General features: G+C 64.8%; 9 protein-coding genes and 1 riboswitch. Of the genes, 7 read left to right on the top strand and 2 right to left on the bottom strand.

Annotation, left to right across the window (positions count from 1 at the left end):
• Positions 1-282 precede the first annotated feature (282 nt).
• The 3 genes from AA0Z93_RS07620 to AA0Z93_RS07610 all read left to right on the top strand — a co-directional run bounded on the left by AA0Z93_RS07620 (position 283) and on the right by AA0Z93_RS07610 (position 4,749).
• On the top strand, positions 283-1,296 hold the full coding sequence (locus AA0Z93_RS07620) for a hypothetical protein (protein ID WP_413045684.1): 1,014 nt from the start codon (positions 283-285) through the stop codon (positions 1,294-1,296).
• A gap of 213 nt (positions 1,297-1,509) precedes the next feature.
• A complete protein-coding gene (locus tag AA0Z93_RS07615; RefSeq protein ID WP_413048327.1) occupies positions 1,510-3,570 on the top strand; it encodes a TonB-dependent siderophore receptor in 2,061 nt (686 codons plus the stop codon).
• Positions 3,571-3,676: 106 nt separating this feature from the next.
• A riboswitch (yybP-ykoY riboswitch) is annotated at positions 3,677-3,842 on the top strand.
• Positions 3,843-3,852: 10 nt separating this feature from the next.
• Positions 3,853-4,749: a hypothetical protein gene (locus AA0Z93_RS07610; RefSeq protein ID WP_413045685.1), complete on the top strand. Its 897-nt coding sequence runs from the start codon at positions 3,853-3,855 to the stop codon at positions 4,747-4,749.
• Between the two features lie 34 nt (positions 4,750-4,783).
• Here AA0Z93_RS07610 and AA0Z93_RS07605 read toward each other — a convergent pair whose 3' ends face one another.
• Positions 4,784-5,536: a sulfite exporter TauE/SafE family protein gene (locus tag AA0Z93_RS07605; RefSeq protein ID WP_413045686.1), complete on the bottom strand. Its 753-nt coding sequence runs from the start codon at positions 5,534-5,536 to the stop codon at positions 4,784-4,786.
• Between the two features lie 87 nt (positions 5,537-5,623).
• Positions 5,624-6,697: a cell division protein ZapE gene (gene zapE / locus AA0Z93_RS07600; RefSeq protein ID WP_413045687.1), complete on the bottom strand. Its 1,074-nt coding sequence runs from the start codon at positions 6,695-6,697 to the stop codon at positions 5,624-5,626.
• 287 nt (positions 6,698-6,984) lie between these two features.
• On the opposite strand from zapE, the gene AA0Z93_RS07595 reads away from it, so the two are divergent.
• The 4 genes from AA0Z93_RS07595 to AA0Z93_RS07580 all read left to right on the top strand — a co-directional run bounded on the left by AA0Z93_RS07595 (position 6,985) and on the right by AA0Z93_RS07580 (position 19,515).
• Positions 6,985-7,419 carry a DUF3592 domain-containing protein gene (locus tag AA0Z93_RS07595; protein WP_413045688.1) on the top strand — a complete coding sequence of 145 codons (435 nt, stop codon included), beginning with the start codon at positions 6,985-6,987 and terminating at the stop codon, positions 7,417-7,419.
• A 13-nt stretch (positions 7,420-7,432) separates the two neighbouring features.
• Positions 7,433-8,011: a hypothetical protein gene (locus tag AA0Z93_RS07590; protein ID WP_413045689.1), complete on the top strand. Its 579-nt coding sequence runs from the start codon at positions 7,433-7,435 to the stop codon at positions 8,009-8,011.
• 225 nt (positions 8,012-8,236) lie between these two features.
• The gene (locus AA0Z93_RS07585; protein WP_413045690.1) at positions 8,237-9,940 is read left to right on the top strand and encodes a ShlB/FhaC/HecB family hemolysin secretion/activation protein; all 1,704 of its coding nucleotides are present in this window, start codon (positions 8,237-8,239) and stop codon (positions 9,938-9,940) included.
• Between the two features lie 38 nt (positions 9,941-9,978).
• Positions 9,979-19,515, top strand: a complete 9,537-nt coding sequence (locus tag AA0Z93_RS07580; protein WP_413045691.1) for a hemagglutinin repeat-containing protein — start codon at positions 9,979-9,981, stop codon at positions 19,513-19,515.
• Positions 19,516-19,531 lie beyond the last annotated feature (16 nt).

Here is a 19,531-nt window from a genome sequence, read left to right as displayed (position 1 = left end):
AGTGTCTGAAGGGCCGCAGTGCTATGAAGACAATGGATCGGAGCGCCAAACCGGCCGCTACCACAGGTCAGTGAGCTTGAAATACACGCTTCCTGTTGGAGCGGCCGGTTCGCTGCCACGACACCGAAATCGCCCAAGGGAACGCGTGCCCCTTGAGATAGGTTTCATTGGCACTCGCGGCCGGCTTGCTGCCATCCTGCTCGTCACTCATCTCGCGGCGCCAGCCCAATCACTGGCAACGCGGCAGGTGCCCTCGGCCCACCCCCAGCAGCAGGTAGCCCCATGCCTCCGCGCGCCGTGCATACCTTCATACGCGTTTGCCTGGTGCTGCTCACCAGCCTGCTGACCGCGCATACCTTTGCCGCCCCGCAAACCCTGCACCTGGGCGCTCCAGCACCCTACGACCTGCAGGCCTTCGCGAACGCCGACCTGCAACGCCCCAGCCTTCCCGTGCGGCGTGCCGTGGTCATCGTGCATGGCGTGCAGCGCAACGCCGACGCTTACTACGCCAGTGGCCAGACCCTGCTCGAGCACGCCGGCTTCACCCCGGCCGACACGCTCCTCTTGGCGCCTCGCTTCCTCACGCCCAACGACCGGGCCGCCACGCCCACCATGCCGCTGTGGGCCAGGAACCGCTGGATGCACGGCACGCCCTCGTCGAGCGGCCGAACCGGCATCGCCGGTTTCACGGTGCTCGACGACCTGCTGACCTACCTCGGCGACCGCCAACGCTTTCCGGCACTCCAGGAGATCGTGCTCATCGGCCATTCGGCCGGGGGCCAACTGATGCAACGCTACGCCCTGCTCGGCAGCGGCGACCAGACGTTGCGCCCTGGCCTGGCCGTGCGCTACGTGGTGTCCAGCCCATCGTCCTACCTCTACCTGGACGCCACGCGCCTGCAAGGCGAGCGCTTCGAAACGGCTTCCTTGCAGGCGTGCCCGGACTACGACCAGTACCGCTATGGCCTGAACGGCGCGCCCGACTACTTCACGTCCCAGGGCCTGAGCCCGCGGCAGGTGTTCCAGCGCTATGCCGCCCGCGACGTCACCTACCTGGTCGGGCGCCTGGACGACCACCCCGACGACCGGGTGATGGACCGCGCCTGCGGTGCGCAGCTCCAGGGCCGCACCCGCGTCGAGCGGCAGCTCGACTACCTGCGTTACGAAGCGGACCTGGCGCGGCGCTGGCAACTGCCCATCCGACACCGGCAATGGCAGATCGACGGCGTGGGCCACGACGCGACCCGGTTGTTCGCCGCGCCGGAAGTGGCCCGCGATGTGTTCCCCGACCGCTGAGCCTTGCATGCCGCACAGCCCGGGAGTTTCAGCCTGAGATGCCACAAGCTGACACGGGTGAACATGAAAAATTATTTATCAAGAAACTTTCCCATTTAAGGTAGTTTCCCAGGCCTAACAGAAACGCCTCCCATTTCCATTCGCCCTGCCCAGGACACCGCCTTGAAAACTCATCTTCCTGCCCGCCTGCTGCTCGTCGGCGCGTGCAGCGCCATGCCCATCGTTCACGCGGCCGACGACCTCACGCTGCCCGCCATCCAGGTCGAAAGCGTGCAGAACCGCGACGAAGGCCCGAGCGAAGGATATGAAGGCAGGGCGTCGTCCAGCACCACCAAGCTCGGCCTGACCGACAAGCAGACGCCGCAGGGCGTGACCACCATCACCCGCCAGGAACTGGACGACTTCAAGATCACCGGCATCAAGGACGCCCTGCGCGCCGCGCCGTCGGTGACCGTCGAGCAGACCGAGACCGACCGCACCCAGTTCACCTCGCGCGGTTTCGACATCAACAATTTCGAGTACGACGGCGTGGGCATGCCCTTCGTCAGCAGCGTGCTGGTGGGCGAGCAGGACCTGGCCGAATACGAGCAGATCGACGTGCTGCACGGCGCCAACGGCTTGATGAGCGGGGCGGGCAACCCCTCGGCCACGGTCAACTTCGTGCGCAAGCGCCCGACCGATACCTTCCAGGCGCAGGTCGAGACTTCGGTCGGTTCCTGGGACGGCCGCCGTGTGGACGTCGATGTCGCCGGCCCGCTGACCGACAGCGGCAACGTGCGTGGCCGCTTCATCTATTCCCACGACAAGGGCAACTCGTGGATGGACCGCTACAGCCACGAGCGCAACATCGCGGCGGGTTTGCTGGCGTTCGACCTGTCCGACGCCGACACCGTGACCCTAGGCTTGTCTCAGCACAACAGCGATGCCAACGGCAGCACCTGGGGCAACCTGCCGTTGGTCGACAGCAGCGGCAATCCGATCCACTACAGCAGCCGCAGCAGCAACATCGGCCAGCCGTGGACCTATTGGAACCTGCACACCCAGCGCGCCTTCGCCGAGCTCAAGCACGATTTCGGCAATGATTGGAGTGCGACCCTGACCGCCACCGGCATTCAGGAAAAGCAGAACACCAACATGCTGTATGTCGGCTCGGTCACCGACGATGTGGCGGGTGCTTATGCCAACCACACCCGCAGCGAGGCGCACCAGCTGATCGGTGAAGCCAAGGTGCAAGGTCCCTTCAGCCTGTTCGGCCGCGAGCACCAACTGACCTTCGGCGCGGCCTATGGGCGCACCCACCAGAAGGGCCAGGAGTACGACGAGGACCTCGAAAATGGTAGCGCCTTCGGCACCTCTTTCTCGGGGATTCTGGCGGGCGCCACGCCCATGCCCACGTTCGGTGCCACCAGCGAAGCGCTGGGACAAAACTTCCAGGACACACAAAAAAGCATCTTCGGCGGCGCCCGCTTCAGCCTGGCCGACGACCTGCACTGGATCGTCGGTGCGCGCATGCTCAGCGCCGACGGCAAGGGCACCAGCTATGACACCGAGCACTACACCCGCGAACACGGCAAGGTCACGCCCTACACCGGCCTGGTCTACGACCTGAACGACGCCTGGAGCGTCTACGGCAGTTGGACCCAGATCTACAGCCCGCAGTACAACGCGGTCGGCCTGGACGGTCGCCTGCTCGACCCGCTGGAAGGCAAGAGCATGGAAGTCGGCATCAAGGGCAGTGTGCTGGACCAGCGCCTGCACCTGACCGGCGCACTGTTCAAGACCGAGCAGCGCAACGTGGTCGTGAGCACCGTGTTCGACGGCAGCCAGAACCTGTCCATCCCAGGCGACGTGAAGAGCCACGGCGTCGAGCTGCAAGCCTCGGGCGAAGTGACCCCAGGCGTGGACCTGCTCGCCGGCTACACCTACGTACACATCGACAACGACGACGGCGACCGCGCCCGCAAGTACGTGCCCGCCCATGCGATCCGCGCCATGGCCACCTACCGCCTGCCGAGCCTGCCGCAGATGAAGGTCGGTGCGCGGGTCAGCTGGCAGACCAAAGTGGAGAACGACAACAACGGTGCCATTGCGCAGAACGCCTACGGCCTGGTCGACCTGATGAGCAGCTACGACATCGACAGCCACTGGAGCACATCGCTCAACCTGAACAACCTCACCGACCGCAAATACCTGCTGTCGCTGTACAACAACGCCACCACCGCCAGCTACGGCGCGCCGCGCAACCTGACGGCGTCGGTAACCTGGAAGTATTGATCGTGCAGGCCGCCCACCGGACGAGCGTGCCTTGCGGCGCTCGCGTTCGAAAACCGGCACTGCGCGCGGCGTTGATCCTTTTTTGACATCCGAGCCGCTAGAGTGGCGCACCTTCGTTGGGGAGTAGCCGGCTCTGGGCTTGGGCACAGAGCGTCTGCGTCAACATGCTCGGCATCCGCCGTGGCGCAGACACCTTCGGGTTGGCAAGACCAACGACGCTTCCATGCCTAACGTCGGGCGTGTGGTGGCGTCGTTGATCCACAGCCCGACGGGATCATCGTTTTGAGCACTTTTTTCCCCCTCTTCCGAACCCTGCTGTGCGTCGTTGGCGTACTGCTCGTCGCCACGCTGGGTTTCTTCGCCTGGCAGAGCTTTTACCCGGTGCAAGCGGCTGCCGGCTGGCGCGTTCAGGTCAACCACACGAACGTACCCAAGGCCGCGTCCCTGGCGCCGCTGGCCGACGGCTCGCTGATGGTCAGCCAGGAACTGCGCGACGGCAAAGGCAGCATCGTGCGCATCCATGCCGATGGCACGCGCCAGAGCGTGGTGAGCCAGTTGTCGAAACCCGACGGCATGGCGGCAGCCCAGGGCGGATGGGTGTTCAGCCAGGAAGTGGGGGGCGCCATGGTCAGCCTGCTCAAGCAAGGCAAGGTCACCCCATTGTTCGAAGGCCACAACGTCCAGGGGCTATGGAACGATGGCGACGACCTGTATGCCATCGAGGACCGCAAAGAGGATGGCCGCCTGCTGCGCTACCGCTGGAGCGACCGCTCGCTGACCGTGTTGCGCGACCGGCTCGACGAGGCCGAATCCATCACCCGTTGCACGGACGGCCGCCTGCTCTACACGCAGAAGAAGGCCGGCCAGGTCCGCCAACTCACCCAGGACCGCCGCGACCCGGTCGTGCTGGCCAACCTGAACCAGCCGACGTTTCTGATGTGCGACCAACGCGGCCTGTGGATAACTGAAGACGCCACCCACCGCGCCCGCCTGCTGCTGGTCGACCCCCAGGGCGGGCGGCAGACCATCCTGTCGTTCCTCAAGGCGCCGCAATCCATCGTGCGCACTGCCGAAGGCACCTATCTGCTCGCCGAAGGAGGGCGCGATCGCGTGCTGGAGCTGGTGCCACCTGTTGCCGCGATCACCTCCCAGGACTCGGCGAAGAAGGCCAGCCAGTGAATCCCTGGGCGGACACAGCGTCGGCGACCTTCGGCTACAGGCAGTAGCGCAGAATCAGCACGATGCCCGACCCCAACACCACCAGGTTGATGACCCTGAGGAACTGCTCGCGCGACATCCTCAAAGTCATCCGCCGCCCCAGCGTAATCCCCAGCACCATGCCCGGCGCCAGCGACAGCGCCAGCCACAGCAGCGAAGTGTCCAGGTACACCCCGGCCAGCGCGAACAGCACCACGCGGGTCAGGGTGCTGAGGCCGATCAGGGTGGTCTGGGTGATGCGCAAGGCGTCTTTGCTGTCGAGCCGGCCGCTCAGGTAGATGGCGTAGATGAAGCCGCCGCTGCCGAACAACGCGCTGAACACCCCGCCCACGCCGCCAAAGGGAATGGCCGTGGCCGGCCCGAAGCGGCGTTGGGGCTTGAGGCCGCTGAGTGAATACAAGGCATAGCCGACCACGAACAGCCCCAGGGCCAGCAACAGGCCCTCGGGCCGTGCCGTGAGCAGGATCGCCGCACCCACCAGGCTGCCCAGCACCATCATCGGCACCAGCCGGCGCAGCTCGCGCCAGTCGGCCTTGCGTCCGTCGCGGCTGACGTTGATGCAGGCGGCGCACAGGTCCATCAGCGCCAGCAGCGGCACGATCTTGGCGATGGGGATGTAGAGCGCCAGCACGGGGCTGGCGATCAGCGCGGAGCCGAACCCGGCGATGCCGAAGATGACGTAGGCGCCCAACAGCGTTGCGAACACGACGGCGTAACTCGACCCACCCAACGACAACGCTTCTTCCATGGCAGACGACTTCCTGTGGTGAATGGTCCGGTCTCGGGCCTGTTTTTTCCGAACGAAAAACCGGTCGTTCGGCTCGATGGCGCCGGCTCAGCCAGGATCGGCGCACACCGGTGCATCGTCCAGCGCCGCGATCTGGCGCAACTGCGACAGGCGGCTGCGGGTGCGGGAAAGATCGGCCGCTTCCGCGCTGTTCAAGGCTTCGTGCAAGGGCAGCGCACTGATCAGAAACACCTGGCAGCGGCGGTCGTACAGCACATCGATGAGGTTGATGAAGCGCTGCTGCGCGGCCGCCGAAGCTCTGGAGAGCTGCGGCAGGTCTTCGAGAATCCAGCGGTCGTGGTCGGCCACCAGCGCCAGGTAGTCCATGGTGGCGGTCGGGCCTTCGCAGAGGTGCTTGAACGAGCCGTGCAGGGTCCGTCCCTCGGCGCCCAGCACCCGCAGCAGGCGGTGGCCGACTTTGATGTCGTGGGCGCGGGCGGGGCGCTGCGGCAGGCCCAGGGCCTGACGCTGGGCCGGGTTGCCGGGGCAGAGGTAGGCGCCCTGGTGGAACGGGTCCGGTTCGGCGCTGGTCAAGCCGCGGTAGTCCACTTCGCCGGCGACGGCGAGCACGTCCATGTGCTGCTCGATCAGCGCGATGGTGGGCAGGAAACGCTCGTGGTAGAGCGGATTGGGCAGCAACTGTCCGGGCGCGTAGTTGGAAGTGACCAACAGCGCTATGCCCCGGCCGAAGAGGGCCTTGAACAGCCGGCTGATGAGCATGGCGTCGCCGATGTCGTGCAGGTGGAACTCGTCGAAGCACAGCAGCCGGCAGTCGCCGAGCAGGTCGTCCAAGGCCTTGTCCATGGCCTGGCCGCTGTCGAGGTGGTCGAACAGGCGCTGGTGCAGTTCGCGGAAGAAGGCATGGAAGTGCACACGGCGCTTGTGCGGCAGGGCGACGGCATCGAAGAAACCGTCGAGTACGAAACTCTTGCCGCGGCCCACCGGGCCCCACAGGTAGACGCTGCGTGCGGCACTGCGACGGCGCGGCGCGAGCAGCGCGTCGGCCATCTGCCCCAAGCGCTCGATGGCCGAGCATTGGAAGGGGTCGAGGCTATAGCCGCGTTGTTGGGCCGTGGCGTGCAGGGCAGCGACGATGGTGGCGCCGGGTTGGGTTGAGGTCATTGGCGGGCTTTCTAGTGGGCCAGGAGCGGCCATTCTAGAAGGCAGGCGAGGGATGAAGGAATAGCCGTCGGCGCAGGCGAGCGGACGATGCAGGCACAATGCCTCGCACGCCGTGTGCGAAGGGGGGTTGCCATCCACCGTGCTCGCCAAGCAGGCCAGCCCAGATGCCCGCCGTCGGCGCCGATCGATTGCAGCCTTTGCCAAGGCGCTCACACCGGGCCGCTTGCATTTGCTCCATCGATTGATTGCAATACGCCCCACTCACGGACGATGTAGGGAAATCTTTCATGGCAAGCCCGCCAACCCAACCTCGCGGCGATCTGTTGCGCGCGGCGATCTTTCTGCCCTTGGGCCTGTGCCTGCTGCTCGCCACCTATTCGATGGTCGAGGCGCGCCACGCCTTTCTCGCCCAGGCGCTGCGCGCCGACGGCCACGTCAGCGCACTGAACGCTGGCGGCAGCCACCCGCAAATCGACTTCACCGACGCCACCGGCCAAGCGTTCAGCTACCCCGAGGATGGGCTGATCTTCGGCTATGCGGTGGGCGACCCGGTCGGCGTGCGCTACCAGGCCGAAGCGCCGGCCCGCACGGCCATCATCGAAGACCGCGGCGCGCTGTGGGGCGCCAGCCTGCTGGTGGGGTCGTTCGCCGTGGCCGCCACGATGGGCGGCGGCTACCACCTGGCCACATGGATTCGCCGGCGCCGTTCGGCCCGGCCCTGACAAGGACGTACCTATGCACATTCCACTTCCGGTCAACGTCAGCGACTGGCGCTACAAGACTGCTACCGGCGGCGGCCTGACCGTGCTGTTCGCCGCGGCCTCTGGCGGCGCGCTGACCGTGATCGATCCGCAAGGCAAGGACCACCAGTTCCGCTACGGCTCGGTGGGGATAGGTGCCGGGCTCGGCGCGCGGTTGCCGCGCTTCGGCAAGATCAACCTGAACATCCGCGGCAAGAGCGTAGGCGGGGCAGGGGCCACCGAAGACTTTCCGGCCGTCGGCCGAATCCTGGTCGCCGATGCCGTTGCCGAGCGCGGCTTGCAGCGTGAGGACTTTACCGGGGCCTGCGTGTTCTTCGAAGGAGGCGTGGGCCTGCTCGCCGGTGCCAGCGGCTCGGCCATGCTGTTCGGGCTGGACGCCAAGCTGCTGGCCATGACCGTCGCCACCGTTACGCCCATCGGTAACCTGCTGCTGCCCCACGACAGCGCGGTGCGCCTGCTGCGCTCGGCCAAGGGGGTGATCCTCACGGCGGGCGTCAACGCTGGGGTGCAGGCGGGGGGTGGGGTCACCGTTACATTGGGCGGTTTGTTCTAGAAAGAGGGCATATCGACCCACTGCACGTACGCTCGGTCTGCCCCTTTTCACATGTACCGCGCGTCGCATTCTTGCGTACCCAGTTCCCCGTACTCACGCGTCGGGGAATTTTTCCTGCCGAAAACGGTCAGTGTCACCAATGTTACAGATGATGTCAGATCGCTGGCATCCGCTGCCATCTTGACGCCTCCTGCGCGCATCTCCCGCATTTCCAATGGAATTTCTATGCCCGTTTCTACAAGGATGTGGATGGCCCCCGCTGTGGCCTTGCTGAGCCTCGCAGCGTCTTTCTCCGCCTTCGCCGCGACTCCGGGCGAACAAGACCTCATCCGCGACCGCCAGGACCGCCTGCTCGAAGAGCAACGCCGCCGCCTGCAGGAGCTGCAAGACCTGCCCGGCAAACAGGCCGCCCCCGCCGTGCCCGAAGCGCCCGCCGACACCCGCTGCTTCGACATCCAACGGATCGAACTGCAAGACGCCAAGGCCCTGAGCGACCGCGAGCGCCAGGCGCTGACCGCGCCCTACCAAGGCCAATGCCTAGGCGTGGCGCAGCTCAACGGGCTGCTCAAGGCCATCACCGACCATTACCTCGACAAAGGCTGGGTCACCACCCGCGCCTACCTGCCGCAGCAGGACTTATCCACAGGTCGGCTGCAAGTGCTGGTGGTCGAAGGCACCCTGGAAAGGCTGCGCGGCGACGCCGGCAGCGGCCTGTCCGAGCGCGAACTGGCGATGACCTTTCCCGGCGAAGAGGGCCAACCCCTCGACCTGCGCGAGATCGAGCAGATGGTCGACCAGCTCAACCGCCTGCCGTCCAACCGGGTGCAGATGGAGTTGAGCCCTGGGCAGAACGTCGGCGGCAGCGACGTGCTGGTGCGCAACGAAGCCGACAAGCCCTGGCGGGCGAGCCTGTCGCGCAACAACGACGGCCTGCGCAGCACCGGCGAGCAGCAGTGGAACGCCGGCCTCGACTGGGACAACCCGCTGGGCCTGGCCGACCAGTTCAGCGTGCGCGGCGGCCACGACGCGGTCAGCGACCACCAGCGCAGCTCGCGCAACGGCCTGCTGGCATACAACGTTCCCTGGGGCTGGTGGACCTTCAGCTACTTCTACAGCGAAAGCCACTACCGCTCGCGCATCGACGTGCAAGGCAGCGAAGTGGAACAGGACGGCGACAGCCAGACCCACCAGTTCAGCGCCGAGCGGGTGATCCACCGCGACACGCTGAGCAAGACCTCGGTCAGCCTGGGCCTGGCGCACATCCGCACCAACAACTTCTTCGGCGACACCCGGCTGGACCTGAGCAGCAACCGCATCAGCGAAGCGCAGGTGGGCATCAACCACGGCCGGCGCATCGGCTCGGCCTTCGTCAACCTCGACCTGGGCATGCAGCAGGGCATCGGCCTGTTCGACGCCCAGGGCAGCCACGATCCGGGCCCGGGCGAGGCCGACGCGCGCTACCGCAAGTACACCGGCACCCTCAGCTACCTGCAGCCGTTCGAGCTGTGGGGCGAACGCCTGGCCTTCACCAGCCTGGCCACCGGCCAGCGCAGCGAAGACGCGCTCTTCAGCCCGCAGCGCCTGAGCCTGGGCGGGTCGTCGTCGGTACGCGGCTACAAGGACCAGTTCCTGACCGGCGACAGCGGCGGCTACTGGCGCAACGAACTGCGCTGGACCCGCCCGGTGACCTTCGACGCGCTGCGCCCGGTGCTCGGCGAATACGGCGTGGCCCTCGGCTACGACCAGGGCGTGATTCGTAACGACCGCTACAACGGCGAAGAGCACGGCCGCCTGAGCAGCAACTCGCTGGAACTGTTCGCCCGCGGCGAGCACGTCGCCGCCTCGGTCACCTTTGCCCATTCCCTGGAACGTCCGGACGTGCTCGACCGCGAAGCACCAATCTACTTCCGCATGGATTTCTATCTTTAATTTTCGCTCGTCGACGACGTAGCTTCGAGGTTGCCCACATGGACGTTCGCCACTTGGCCCTGGCTGCCCAACCCACCGCCGCACTCGCCGACCGGCCGAACTTCCTTGGCCTGCCCAAGCGTCTGCTGGCCGTGCTGCTGGCCAACGTCATGTTCTGGCAACCGATCTGGGCGATGGCCGACGGCATCGCCGTGAGCGGCACCACCCACACCAGCGTCGGCCAGGCCGGCAACGGTGTGCCGGTGGTCAACATCGCCGCGCCCAATGCCGCGGGCCTGTCGCACAACCAGTACCAGCGCTACAACGTCGACAGCCAGGGGCTGATCCTCAACAACTCGACCCAAGCCATCCAGGGCACGCAACTGGGCGGCAACATCCTCGGCAACCAGCAGTTGGGCGGGCGTGCGGCGAGCACCATCCTCAACGAAGTCAACGGCGCCAACGCCACCCAGCTCAAGGGCTACACCGAAGTGGCCGGGCAGTCGGCGCGGGTCATCGTCGCCAACCCCCATGGCGTGACGTGCAACGGGTGCGGCTTCATCAACACGCCGCGGGTCACCCTCAGCACCGGCAAGCCCGTGCTGGACGCGACCGGCAAGCTCGACCACTTCGCGGTCGATGGCGGCAGCATCAGCATCGAAGGGCAGGGGCTGGACGCCAGCAACATCGACCAGTTCGACCTCATCACCCGCTCGGCCAAGCTCAACGCCGACCTCTACGCCAAGCGGCTCAACGTGGTCGCCGGCGCCAACGACGTCGACGCCGACACCCTGGCCGCCACCCCGCGCCCGGGCGATCCGGCCGACAAACCGCAATTGGCCATCGACTCCTCGGCGCTTGGCGGCATGTACGCCGACACCATCAAGCTGGTGGGCACCGAGCAGGGCGTGGGCGTGAAGACCGCCGGCAACCTGGCCGCCAGCGCCGGCGACATCCAGATCGACGCCAACGGCCAGTTGAACATGGCCCAGGCCTCGGCCAAGGGTGCGTTGAACGTCACCGCCCCCAGTGTCGAAATGACCGGCAAGGCCTACGCCAACAGCGTCAACGTACGCACCCCCGGCGAGCTGGTGAACCGCCAGAGCCTGGCGGCCCGCGAGCGGGTCGAGATCGACGCCGGCACGCTCAGCAACCCCGGCACCGTCGCGGCCGGCATCGAAAACGACAACAGCCGCAACGCCATTGGCGACGTCACCGTGCGCGCCGCCTCGCTCGACAACGGCGGGGCCCTGCAAGCCAGCCGCAACCTGACCGTCGAGGCCAGCCAACGCATCGACAACAGCGGCGTGCTCCAGGCCCAGCGCACTCAGCTGACCAGCGCCACCCTGAACAACCAAGGCAAGGCCGCCCGCGTGGTCGGCGAACAGGCGCTGTTCGTGGCGGCGCCCGCCATCGTTAACCTGGGCGGGGTGCTGCTGTTCGGCAACGGACAGGACGTCACCCTCGACCTGGCGCGGCTGGACAACCGCGAAGGCCTGCTGCAGGTCGTCAACGGCCAGCTGACCCTCAACGCCGCCACCCTCGACAACGCCGCCGGGCAGATCGACGCCAAAACGCTGAACGTGAGCAGCGACACCCTCGACAACCGCGCCGGCCTGCTCTCGGCCAGCGGCGGCGACGCGCAGATCGCTGCGCGCACGCGTCTGGACAACCGCGACGGCACGGTGCAGGCCCAGCGGCACCTGGACTTGTCCACAGGCCAAGTCGACAACCAGGGCGGGCGCCTGCTGGCCGTCACCGGCAACCTCGACCTCGCCACCACCGGCCTCGACAACCGCAACGGCAGCCTGCTCGGTACCGACATCCGCGTGACCGCGCCCAAGGCCGACCTCGACAACCGCCAGGGCAAGATCATCGGCGAACGTCTCGACCTCGGCGCCGGCCAGCTCGACAACCGCCAAGGGCAGATCGTCGGCGAACAGCTCGCCATCACCGCCACGCGCCTGGACAACCGCGACCAAGGCCTGCTGGCCGCCGGCATCCAGGGCCTGAGCCTGGACTTCGCCCGCAGCGCCACCCAGGCCCAGTTGCTCAACGACGGCGGCCGGGTGCAGAGCGACGGCAGCCTGCTGCTGCGCGGCGCCTGGCTGGACAACAGCGGCGGCACGGTGATCGGCCGTAGCCTGAGCCTCGACACCCAGCGCCTGTACAACGACGGCAAAGGCGCGCTGGTCAGCGACGGCGGCGACGTGCAGCTGCGCGTCAGCGATGTGTTGAGCAACCTCACCGGCATCGTCGACGCCGGCCAGCACAGCATTGCGCTGGACGGCACCGCGGCTGTGGATAACCGTGGCGGCAGCTTGCGCGGCCAGCGCCTGGACCTGCACGCCGACACCCTGAACAACGGCCAGGGCGGCCAGTTGGTCGCCGGCAGCGACGGCCTGCGCTACACGGGCGGCGCGCTGAACAACGACGCCGGCATCGTGCTCGCCACTGCGGGCACCACCGCCCTGCAACTGGGCCAGGCGGCGCTGAGCAACCTGGGCGGCATCGTCCAGGGCGACAGCGTCGAGATCACGGCCGGGCGCCTGGACAATGGCAGCCAGAACGGCAAGGCCGGCTCCGTGGCCAGCCTGGTCGGCGGCCTGACGCTGAACGTAGGCACCCTCGACAACACTGGCGGCACCCTGTTCGCCAAGACCGCGTTACGCTCGACCGGCACTACCCTGACCAACACCCAAGGCGGGCAGATCAGCGGCGAGATCCTCGACCTCACTGCCGACCAGGTGGACAACCGCAGCGGCCTGATCGAAGCCAACGACCGCTTCACGCTCAGCGCTGCGACCCTGGACAACCGTGACGGCCAGTTGCGCGCCCTCGGCAATTCCCCTGTGGGCCTCGCCACGGCCCAGGCCGCGGCAAACGACCTCAGCCGCCTGGAACTGACCGGCAGCCTGCTCAACCAGAATGGCAGCATCGCCGCTGGCAGCACCGACTTCAGCCTCAAAGCCGCCCTGCTGGACAACCGCGGCGGGCGCATCGAACACGCAGGCGAAGGCTTGCTGAGCCTGGCCTTCGACCGCGTCAGCGGTGCCGGCGGACGCATCACCGCGCTGGGCGCTGGCGACTGGCAGTTCGGCCAGGTCGACGGCCTGGGCAGCGTGCAGCTCAACCGCGCCCTGACCTACACCAGCGATACGCTGGCCCTGCAAGCCGGCGACCGCCTGGCCAGCGCCAGCGGCCTGACCTTGAACCTCGCCAGCCTCGACAACGGCGGCGAGCTGCTCAGCGACGGCGACCTGACCCTCAACCTCAGCGGCGACCTGAACAACAGCGGGCGTCTGTCGGCCCAAGGCCTGGTGGCCATCAGCGCCGCCAACGTCACGCAGAACGGTGGCCGCATCGGCGCCGGCAGCGACGCCCGCCTGAGCCTGACCGGCAGCCTCGACAACCTCGGCTACCTCACCGCCCGCCAGGCCCTGGCCATCGACGCCGCGCAGATCCTCAACCGCGGCACCCTCGGCGCCCAAGGCGCGGTCACGCTCAACGCCGAGCGCATCAGCAACGACCCCGACACCCTGCTGTTCAGCGGCGGCGCCATGGCGCTGCGTGCGCAGGTGTTCAGCAACCTCTATGGCGACGTGTACAGCCGTGGCGACCTGAGCGTCGCCAATCGCGACGGCAGCGCCGCGCAGCGCTTCAGCAACCTGTCCGGCACCGTCGAAAGCGAAGGTGCCATCACCTTGAATGCCGCCAGCGTGGAGAACGCCAAGGCCAGCTTCGAGCTGGGCGAGTCGATCGTCAGCGGCAGCCTGAGCTGGGTGTGCGGCCAGCACTGCGGCGGCCACGACTCGTTCAAGCGCGGCACCATTACCATCGAACAAACCCTGCTGGAGCGCGCCATCCAGGACAGCCCCGGCGCGCGTCTGGTGGCCGGTAAAGACCTCACCATCCAAGCCAGCGACGTGCAGAACCGCTACAGCCTGCTGGCGGCCAACGGCAACCTGAGCATCACTGCCAACGACCTGCTCAACCTCGGCGCCACCGAGCGCACCGGCCAGCAGAAGATCGTCATCGGCACGCCCGGGCGCATCGACACCGGTTACTGGGACCAGATGGAATACATCGACGTCCCGGCCTTCAACGCTGCCGTAGCCGCCGGCAATTTCGACCTGGCGCGCTTCGAGCTGCTCAAGGCCCGTTCGGCCGACGCACGCTTCAGCGAAGAGAGCAACGTCACGACTTGGAGCGACAGCACCAAGCCGCTCTATGCCGCCACCCTGCAAGCCGGCGGCACGGTCAACCTGAACGTCGCCCGCAGCGTGCAGAACGGCTCGGTGAGCGAGCACAACGCCCTGGAAATCCTTACCGGCAAGCTGGGCGACGACCAGACCGGCGTACCGGTCGGCGGCATCGACATCACCCTCAACAAACAGGCCGTCGACGCCAGCGCCGCTACTGTGGGCGCACTGCCCAGCGTGCAGCGCGTGACCGACGCCAATGGCCAGACCACCATCACACCGGTGGACTACAGCGGCATTCCGTTCGCAGCGGTCGACCCTACCGCCGGCCCTACGTTCCAGTTGCCCCAGGGCGACTACGGCCTGTTCGTGCGCAACCCCGACCCGAACGGCCATTACCTGATCGAAACCAACCCCAACCTCACCGACCTGTCACGCTTCCTCGGCTCCGACTACCTGCTCGACCGCCTGGACATCGGCCCCGACGCCAATTGGCGGCGCCTGGGCGACGGCCTCTATGAACAACGCCTGATCCGCGACGCCGTGCTGGCCCAGACCGGCCAGCGCTTCCTCGCCGACGGCCTGGTCAGCGACTACGACCAGTACCGCTACCTGATGGACAACGCCCTGGCCAGCAAAGACGCCCTCAACCTGAGCCTGGGCGTGGCCCTGACCGGCGCGCAGGTCGGCGCGCTGACCCATGACATCGTGTGGATGGAAAACCGCGTCGTCGAGGGCCAGACCGTGCTGGTGCCAACGTTGTACCTGGCCCAGGTGGACGCCCGCAACGTGCGCGGCAGCAGCCTGATCCAGGGCCGCGACCTCAACCTGATCAGCGGCGGCGACCTGGTCAACGTCGGCACCCTGCGCGCCAGCCGCGACCTGAGCGTGAGCAGTGGCGGCAGCATCTACCAGGGTGGCTTGGTGGAAGCGGGTAACAACCTGCAGTTGATTGCGCAGGACAGCATCCGCAACGCCATGGCGGGGCAGATTCGCGGCGAGAACGTGAGCCTGGCGGCGGTGCGTGGCGATGTTACCAACGAGCGCACGGCGATTCAGGTGCGCGATGGGGCGGGGTATCGCACGGTGACGGATGCCGGGAGCGGGGTGAGTGCTCGGCAGGATCTGGCTGTGAGTGCCGGTCGGGACGTGACCAACTATGGGACGTTGCAGGCTGGGCGGGATGTGGCGTTGCAGGCGGGTAATGACGTTAATTTGCTGGCGAAGACGGATTCCAGCGAGAAGCACGAGATTTTTCAAGGCGGGCATCGGTCGGTCATAACGACGGATATAAAAAATCTCGGCTCCAATGTCACCGCAGAAGGCGATATCGGTGTAGATGCCCAGCGGGATATCAACGTGCGGGCCGCCAATGCCACCGCTGCCAAAGACTTGAACGTCCAAGCAAGCCGCGATCTGTCTGTGGTATCCGGGATCGATGTGCATAACGTGGACGTGAAGGAAAAGAGTGGGAAAAAACGGACGGCGTCTTCGAATGGAGAGACGACTCGCGCCAATGGTGTTTTGACGGCAGGACAAGACTTCACCAGCATTACCGGCCGCGATACCACATTGGTTGCAAGCAAGGTCGTTGCAGGGCATGAGGCGTATTTGTATGCCAATAACGACATCAACTTGGAGGCTGGCGAAACCTCGAAGTCTTCGTATTACGCTCAAACCAAAAAGGGGTCTTGGGGTAAGAAAAGTTCGAAGATGTCCGAGGACAACACCACGCAAGCCGTTGGGTCTGTCATCGAGTCCCAAGGAAGCAGCACGGTTGCTGCAGCAAGGGATGTGAATTTCATCGGTTCCGCCGTCAAGACCACAGACGGTGGAGTCGCGGTCCTGGCAGGCAATGACGTCAATCTCGACGCAGCCCAGAACACCCACTTCACCCAGACTGCAAAATCCAAGTCGAGCGGATTCGGTTTTTCCACGACCCGCAAGATGAGCAGCGATTCGGCGACTACTACTTCCACAAACGGTTCGACGTTGAGCGGTGATACCACATCGGTACAGGCTGGACGTAACGTCTCGATTGTTGGCAGCAACGTGGTGTCGACAAACGAAACCAACATCCGCGCAGGCAACGACGTGCGGATTGACAGCGCCGCCGAAAACTTTACGGCGCAGCATCGTCAGGTCACGAAAAAGTCGGGCCTTATGGAAAGTGGCGGTATCGGCATTACGCTGGGTTCGGCAAAAGACTCCTTTGAGCAAGGCACTGTCAGCCAGACGCAAAGGGGAAGTACGGTCGGCAGTGTGTTAGGCGATGTCAATGTTTCGGCGGGCAAGAATGTCGATGTCATCGCATCGGATATCGTGGCAGGGAAGGACATCAGGCTCGGCGGCCAGAACGTGCGCATCACCGATGCCGCCAACGAGGCATCCACGCAATCGCAACGCGAAAGCAAGAAGTCTGGTTTGACCCTGGCGCTCTCCGGCGTAGTCGGCGAGGCGGTGAACACCACCGTACAAAACGTCCAGGAGGCCAAACGCGAAGAGGACAGCCGCCTCACTGCGCTGCAAGGCGTCAAGGCAGGCCTGTCTGGGTATCAGTCGTGGCAGGCGGCACAGGCGTTGGAGTCCGGTGCACAAGCGGGAAGCTTCTTTGGCCTGGCACTCTCGCTGGGCAGTCAGAAGTCCAGTTCCAAGCAACTTGAAGAACAAGTCGTCAGCCAGGGCAGCAGCCTCACCGCTGGCAATAATCTCAGCATAGTCGCCACTGGCAATCAGCAGTCGAGCGATACTGGCGGCGATATCGTCATCCAGGGCAGCAAGCTTCAAGCAGGCAACGACATTCTGTTGTCTGCGGCCAGGGATATCGATCTACGTTCCGGCCTCAATACGCAGATGCTCGACGGCAGCAACAAAAGCAGCGGTGGCGCAGTCGGGCTCAGTTTTGGGTTTGGCTCCAGTGGCGCTGGTTTGAGCGTATTCGCCAACGGCAACTCCGGTTCTGGAAAGCAGCAGGGTAACGGTACGGTCTGGACGGAAACTACCGTCAATGCCGGGAACCAGCTGACGATCAACAGTGGCCGTGACACTACCTTGGAAGGTGCCCAGGCGAGCGCGCAGCGAATCGTCGCGGACGTGAAAAGAAATCTGACGCTGAGCAGTCAGCAGGATACGGATCGCTACGACAGCAAACAGGCCAATGTCAGCGGAGGCGCCAGCTTCACGTTCGGCACCATGACGGGCGGTGGATCACTGAGCGTCAGCCAGAACAAGATCAAGTCGGACTTCGATAGCGTCTCGGAGCAGACGGGGCTTTTTGCGGGCAAAGACGGCTATCAGCTCAACGTGGGCAACCACACCCAGCTTGATGGCAGCGTTATCGGTAGCACTGCAAGTGCTGATAAGAACAGCCTGAGCACTGGCACCCTGGGTTGGTCGAACATCAGCAACAAGGCCGACTTCACAAGCCAGTCGCAAAGTGTGACCGGCGGTACGGGCGGGTCTAGCGGTACGCCGTTCACGGGCAACATGAGTAGCCTGTTCCTCTCCGGTTCCAAGCATCAAGGCGACGCCAGCAGCACAACCTATTCAGCGATATCGGAAGGCGCGATCAACATCCGTAACGCGCAAGGGCAGCAGCAGGATGTGTCTGCTTTGAATCGCGATGTAGAGCACGCCAATAACGCATTGAGCCCTATTTTCGACAAGGAAAAAGAGCAAAAGCGCCTACGTCAGGCTCAGTTGATTGCCGATATTGCCAGCCAGTCGATGGATATCATCCGGACAGAGGGGTCCATCGAAGCGGCCAAAGCGGCACAGGCAGAGCTGAGCGACAAGAACATGCCTGGCGCTGATCCCAATGCCTCCTATGAAGATCGTCTTGCGTATGTGGAGGCGCTGCAAGGTACCAGCGCTTATAAAAAGGCCATGGACACCTATGGTACCGGCAGCAGCTTGCAACGCGCGGCCCAAGCAGTTACGGCCGCAGTTCAGGGGCTTGCTGCGGGTAACTTGGGCCAGGCGGCGGTAGGGGCCTCAGCGCCGTACATCGCCGGCATCATCAAAGACAACACGGGTGACGATCTTCAAGCACGACTGATGGCCCATGCCGTGCTTGGCGCGGTACTCGCCAAGTCCCAACAGAACTCCGCCGTTGCGGGGGCCGCAGGCGCCAGCATCGGTGAGTTGGTTGCCTCGCAGTTGTACCCTGACACACCTGCCGATCAACTTACCGAAACCCAGAAACAGCAGATTTCTGCGTTGTCGACGTTGGCGGGAGGTTTGGCCGGCGGTATCGCTGGGGGCGACTCGGCCAATGCATTGGCGGGGGCTGAGGCAGCCAAAAATGCGGTCGAAAACAATCAGTTGCGCGGCGCCGAAGACATCACGCTGCAGATGAAGCAGAAAGAGTTTGCCGAGTCTTGCAAAGGCGTGTCTTCGGCGAACTGCCAAGCGCTGTCTGAAGACATCAGCGAGCTTTTGAAGAAAGCGAGTTCAGTATTACCTGAAACAGCGGGGACTGAGGATGACTTCCTCAAGACTCCAGCTGTCAGCCACCAGCCAGGCGACTTGGTGGCCTGCTCCATCGGTAATAAAGTCTGTGTCGTTTCGAGCAAGACCACCGAGACGAACCTGGGTCGTGAGTTCTTGCTAGAATTGGCCAGTCCTGAGCAAACAGAGACCTTCAAAGCGCAAACTGCTGCGGACATGGCGGCCAACAAAGTCTGGCTGGATGATACGGCCAAGGAGCAATTCGACGCCGGTTGCGCAGGGATGGGCCCGGTAGGGATTGGCTGCCAGAGCTGGATGGCGTTGAGTGGTGTGGATCCCATCACCGGCAAGGAGGCGACGCCTGCTCAGAGAGCGTCGTATGGGGCACAGGCGGTGCTCAATGCGACGGGGTTGCTGGGGTTGACTGCGGGGATTGGAGGTGTTGCTAAGGGACTAGGTCAGACAGATGTGGCCGTTACTTCGGGTACGACACTTGATCTGTTTTCATCTATCCGAGGCAAGGATCTTTCGAAGCTAACCAATCAGCAGGTTGGTGACTTAGGTGAAGATATCTCTAAAGTATTCTTGCGCGACAACAACCATACTAACATCTTCGCTGTGCAGAACCGCAGTGGCAACGGCATTGACATCGTCAGCCGCACGCCAGACGGACGTCTCGCGTTCACTGAAGTAAAAACTTCGCGGACGGGGAATGTAGGAGATCTTTCCGTACGACAGCAGAACATGACAACGTTCGTCGAGGATGTTCTGGGTCAGGCGGCCAGTCGACAAGGACGTTACAAGAGCATTAGCGTGGTAGAGCAGCAGCAGGCTAGGCAGATGCTTAGAGAGTTCAGACGTTCGCCTGAAAACGTGAGTGGTAATTTGATCGGCGTTGACTTACAGGGTGAAGTATTGCGGGTCTCACCTTGGGCGCGTAATTGACTGAGGGGTCTATTAG

This window comes from Pseudomonas phoenicis (assembly GCF_047302395.1).
In the GTDB taxonomy this organism is placed as follows: Bacteria; Pseudomonadota; Gammaproteobacteria; order Pseudomonadales; family Pseudomonadaceae; genus Aquipseudomonas.
The sequence above is the reverse complement of the archived record's forward strand: the minus strand, read 5'-3'. Positions and strand labels throughout refer to the sequence as shown.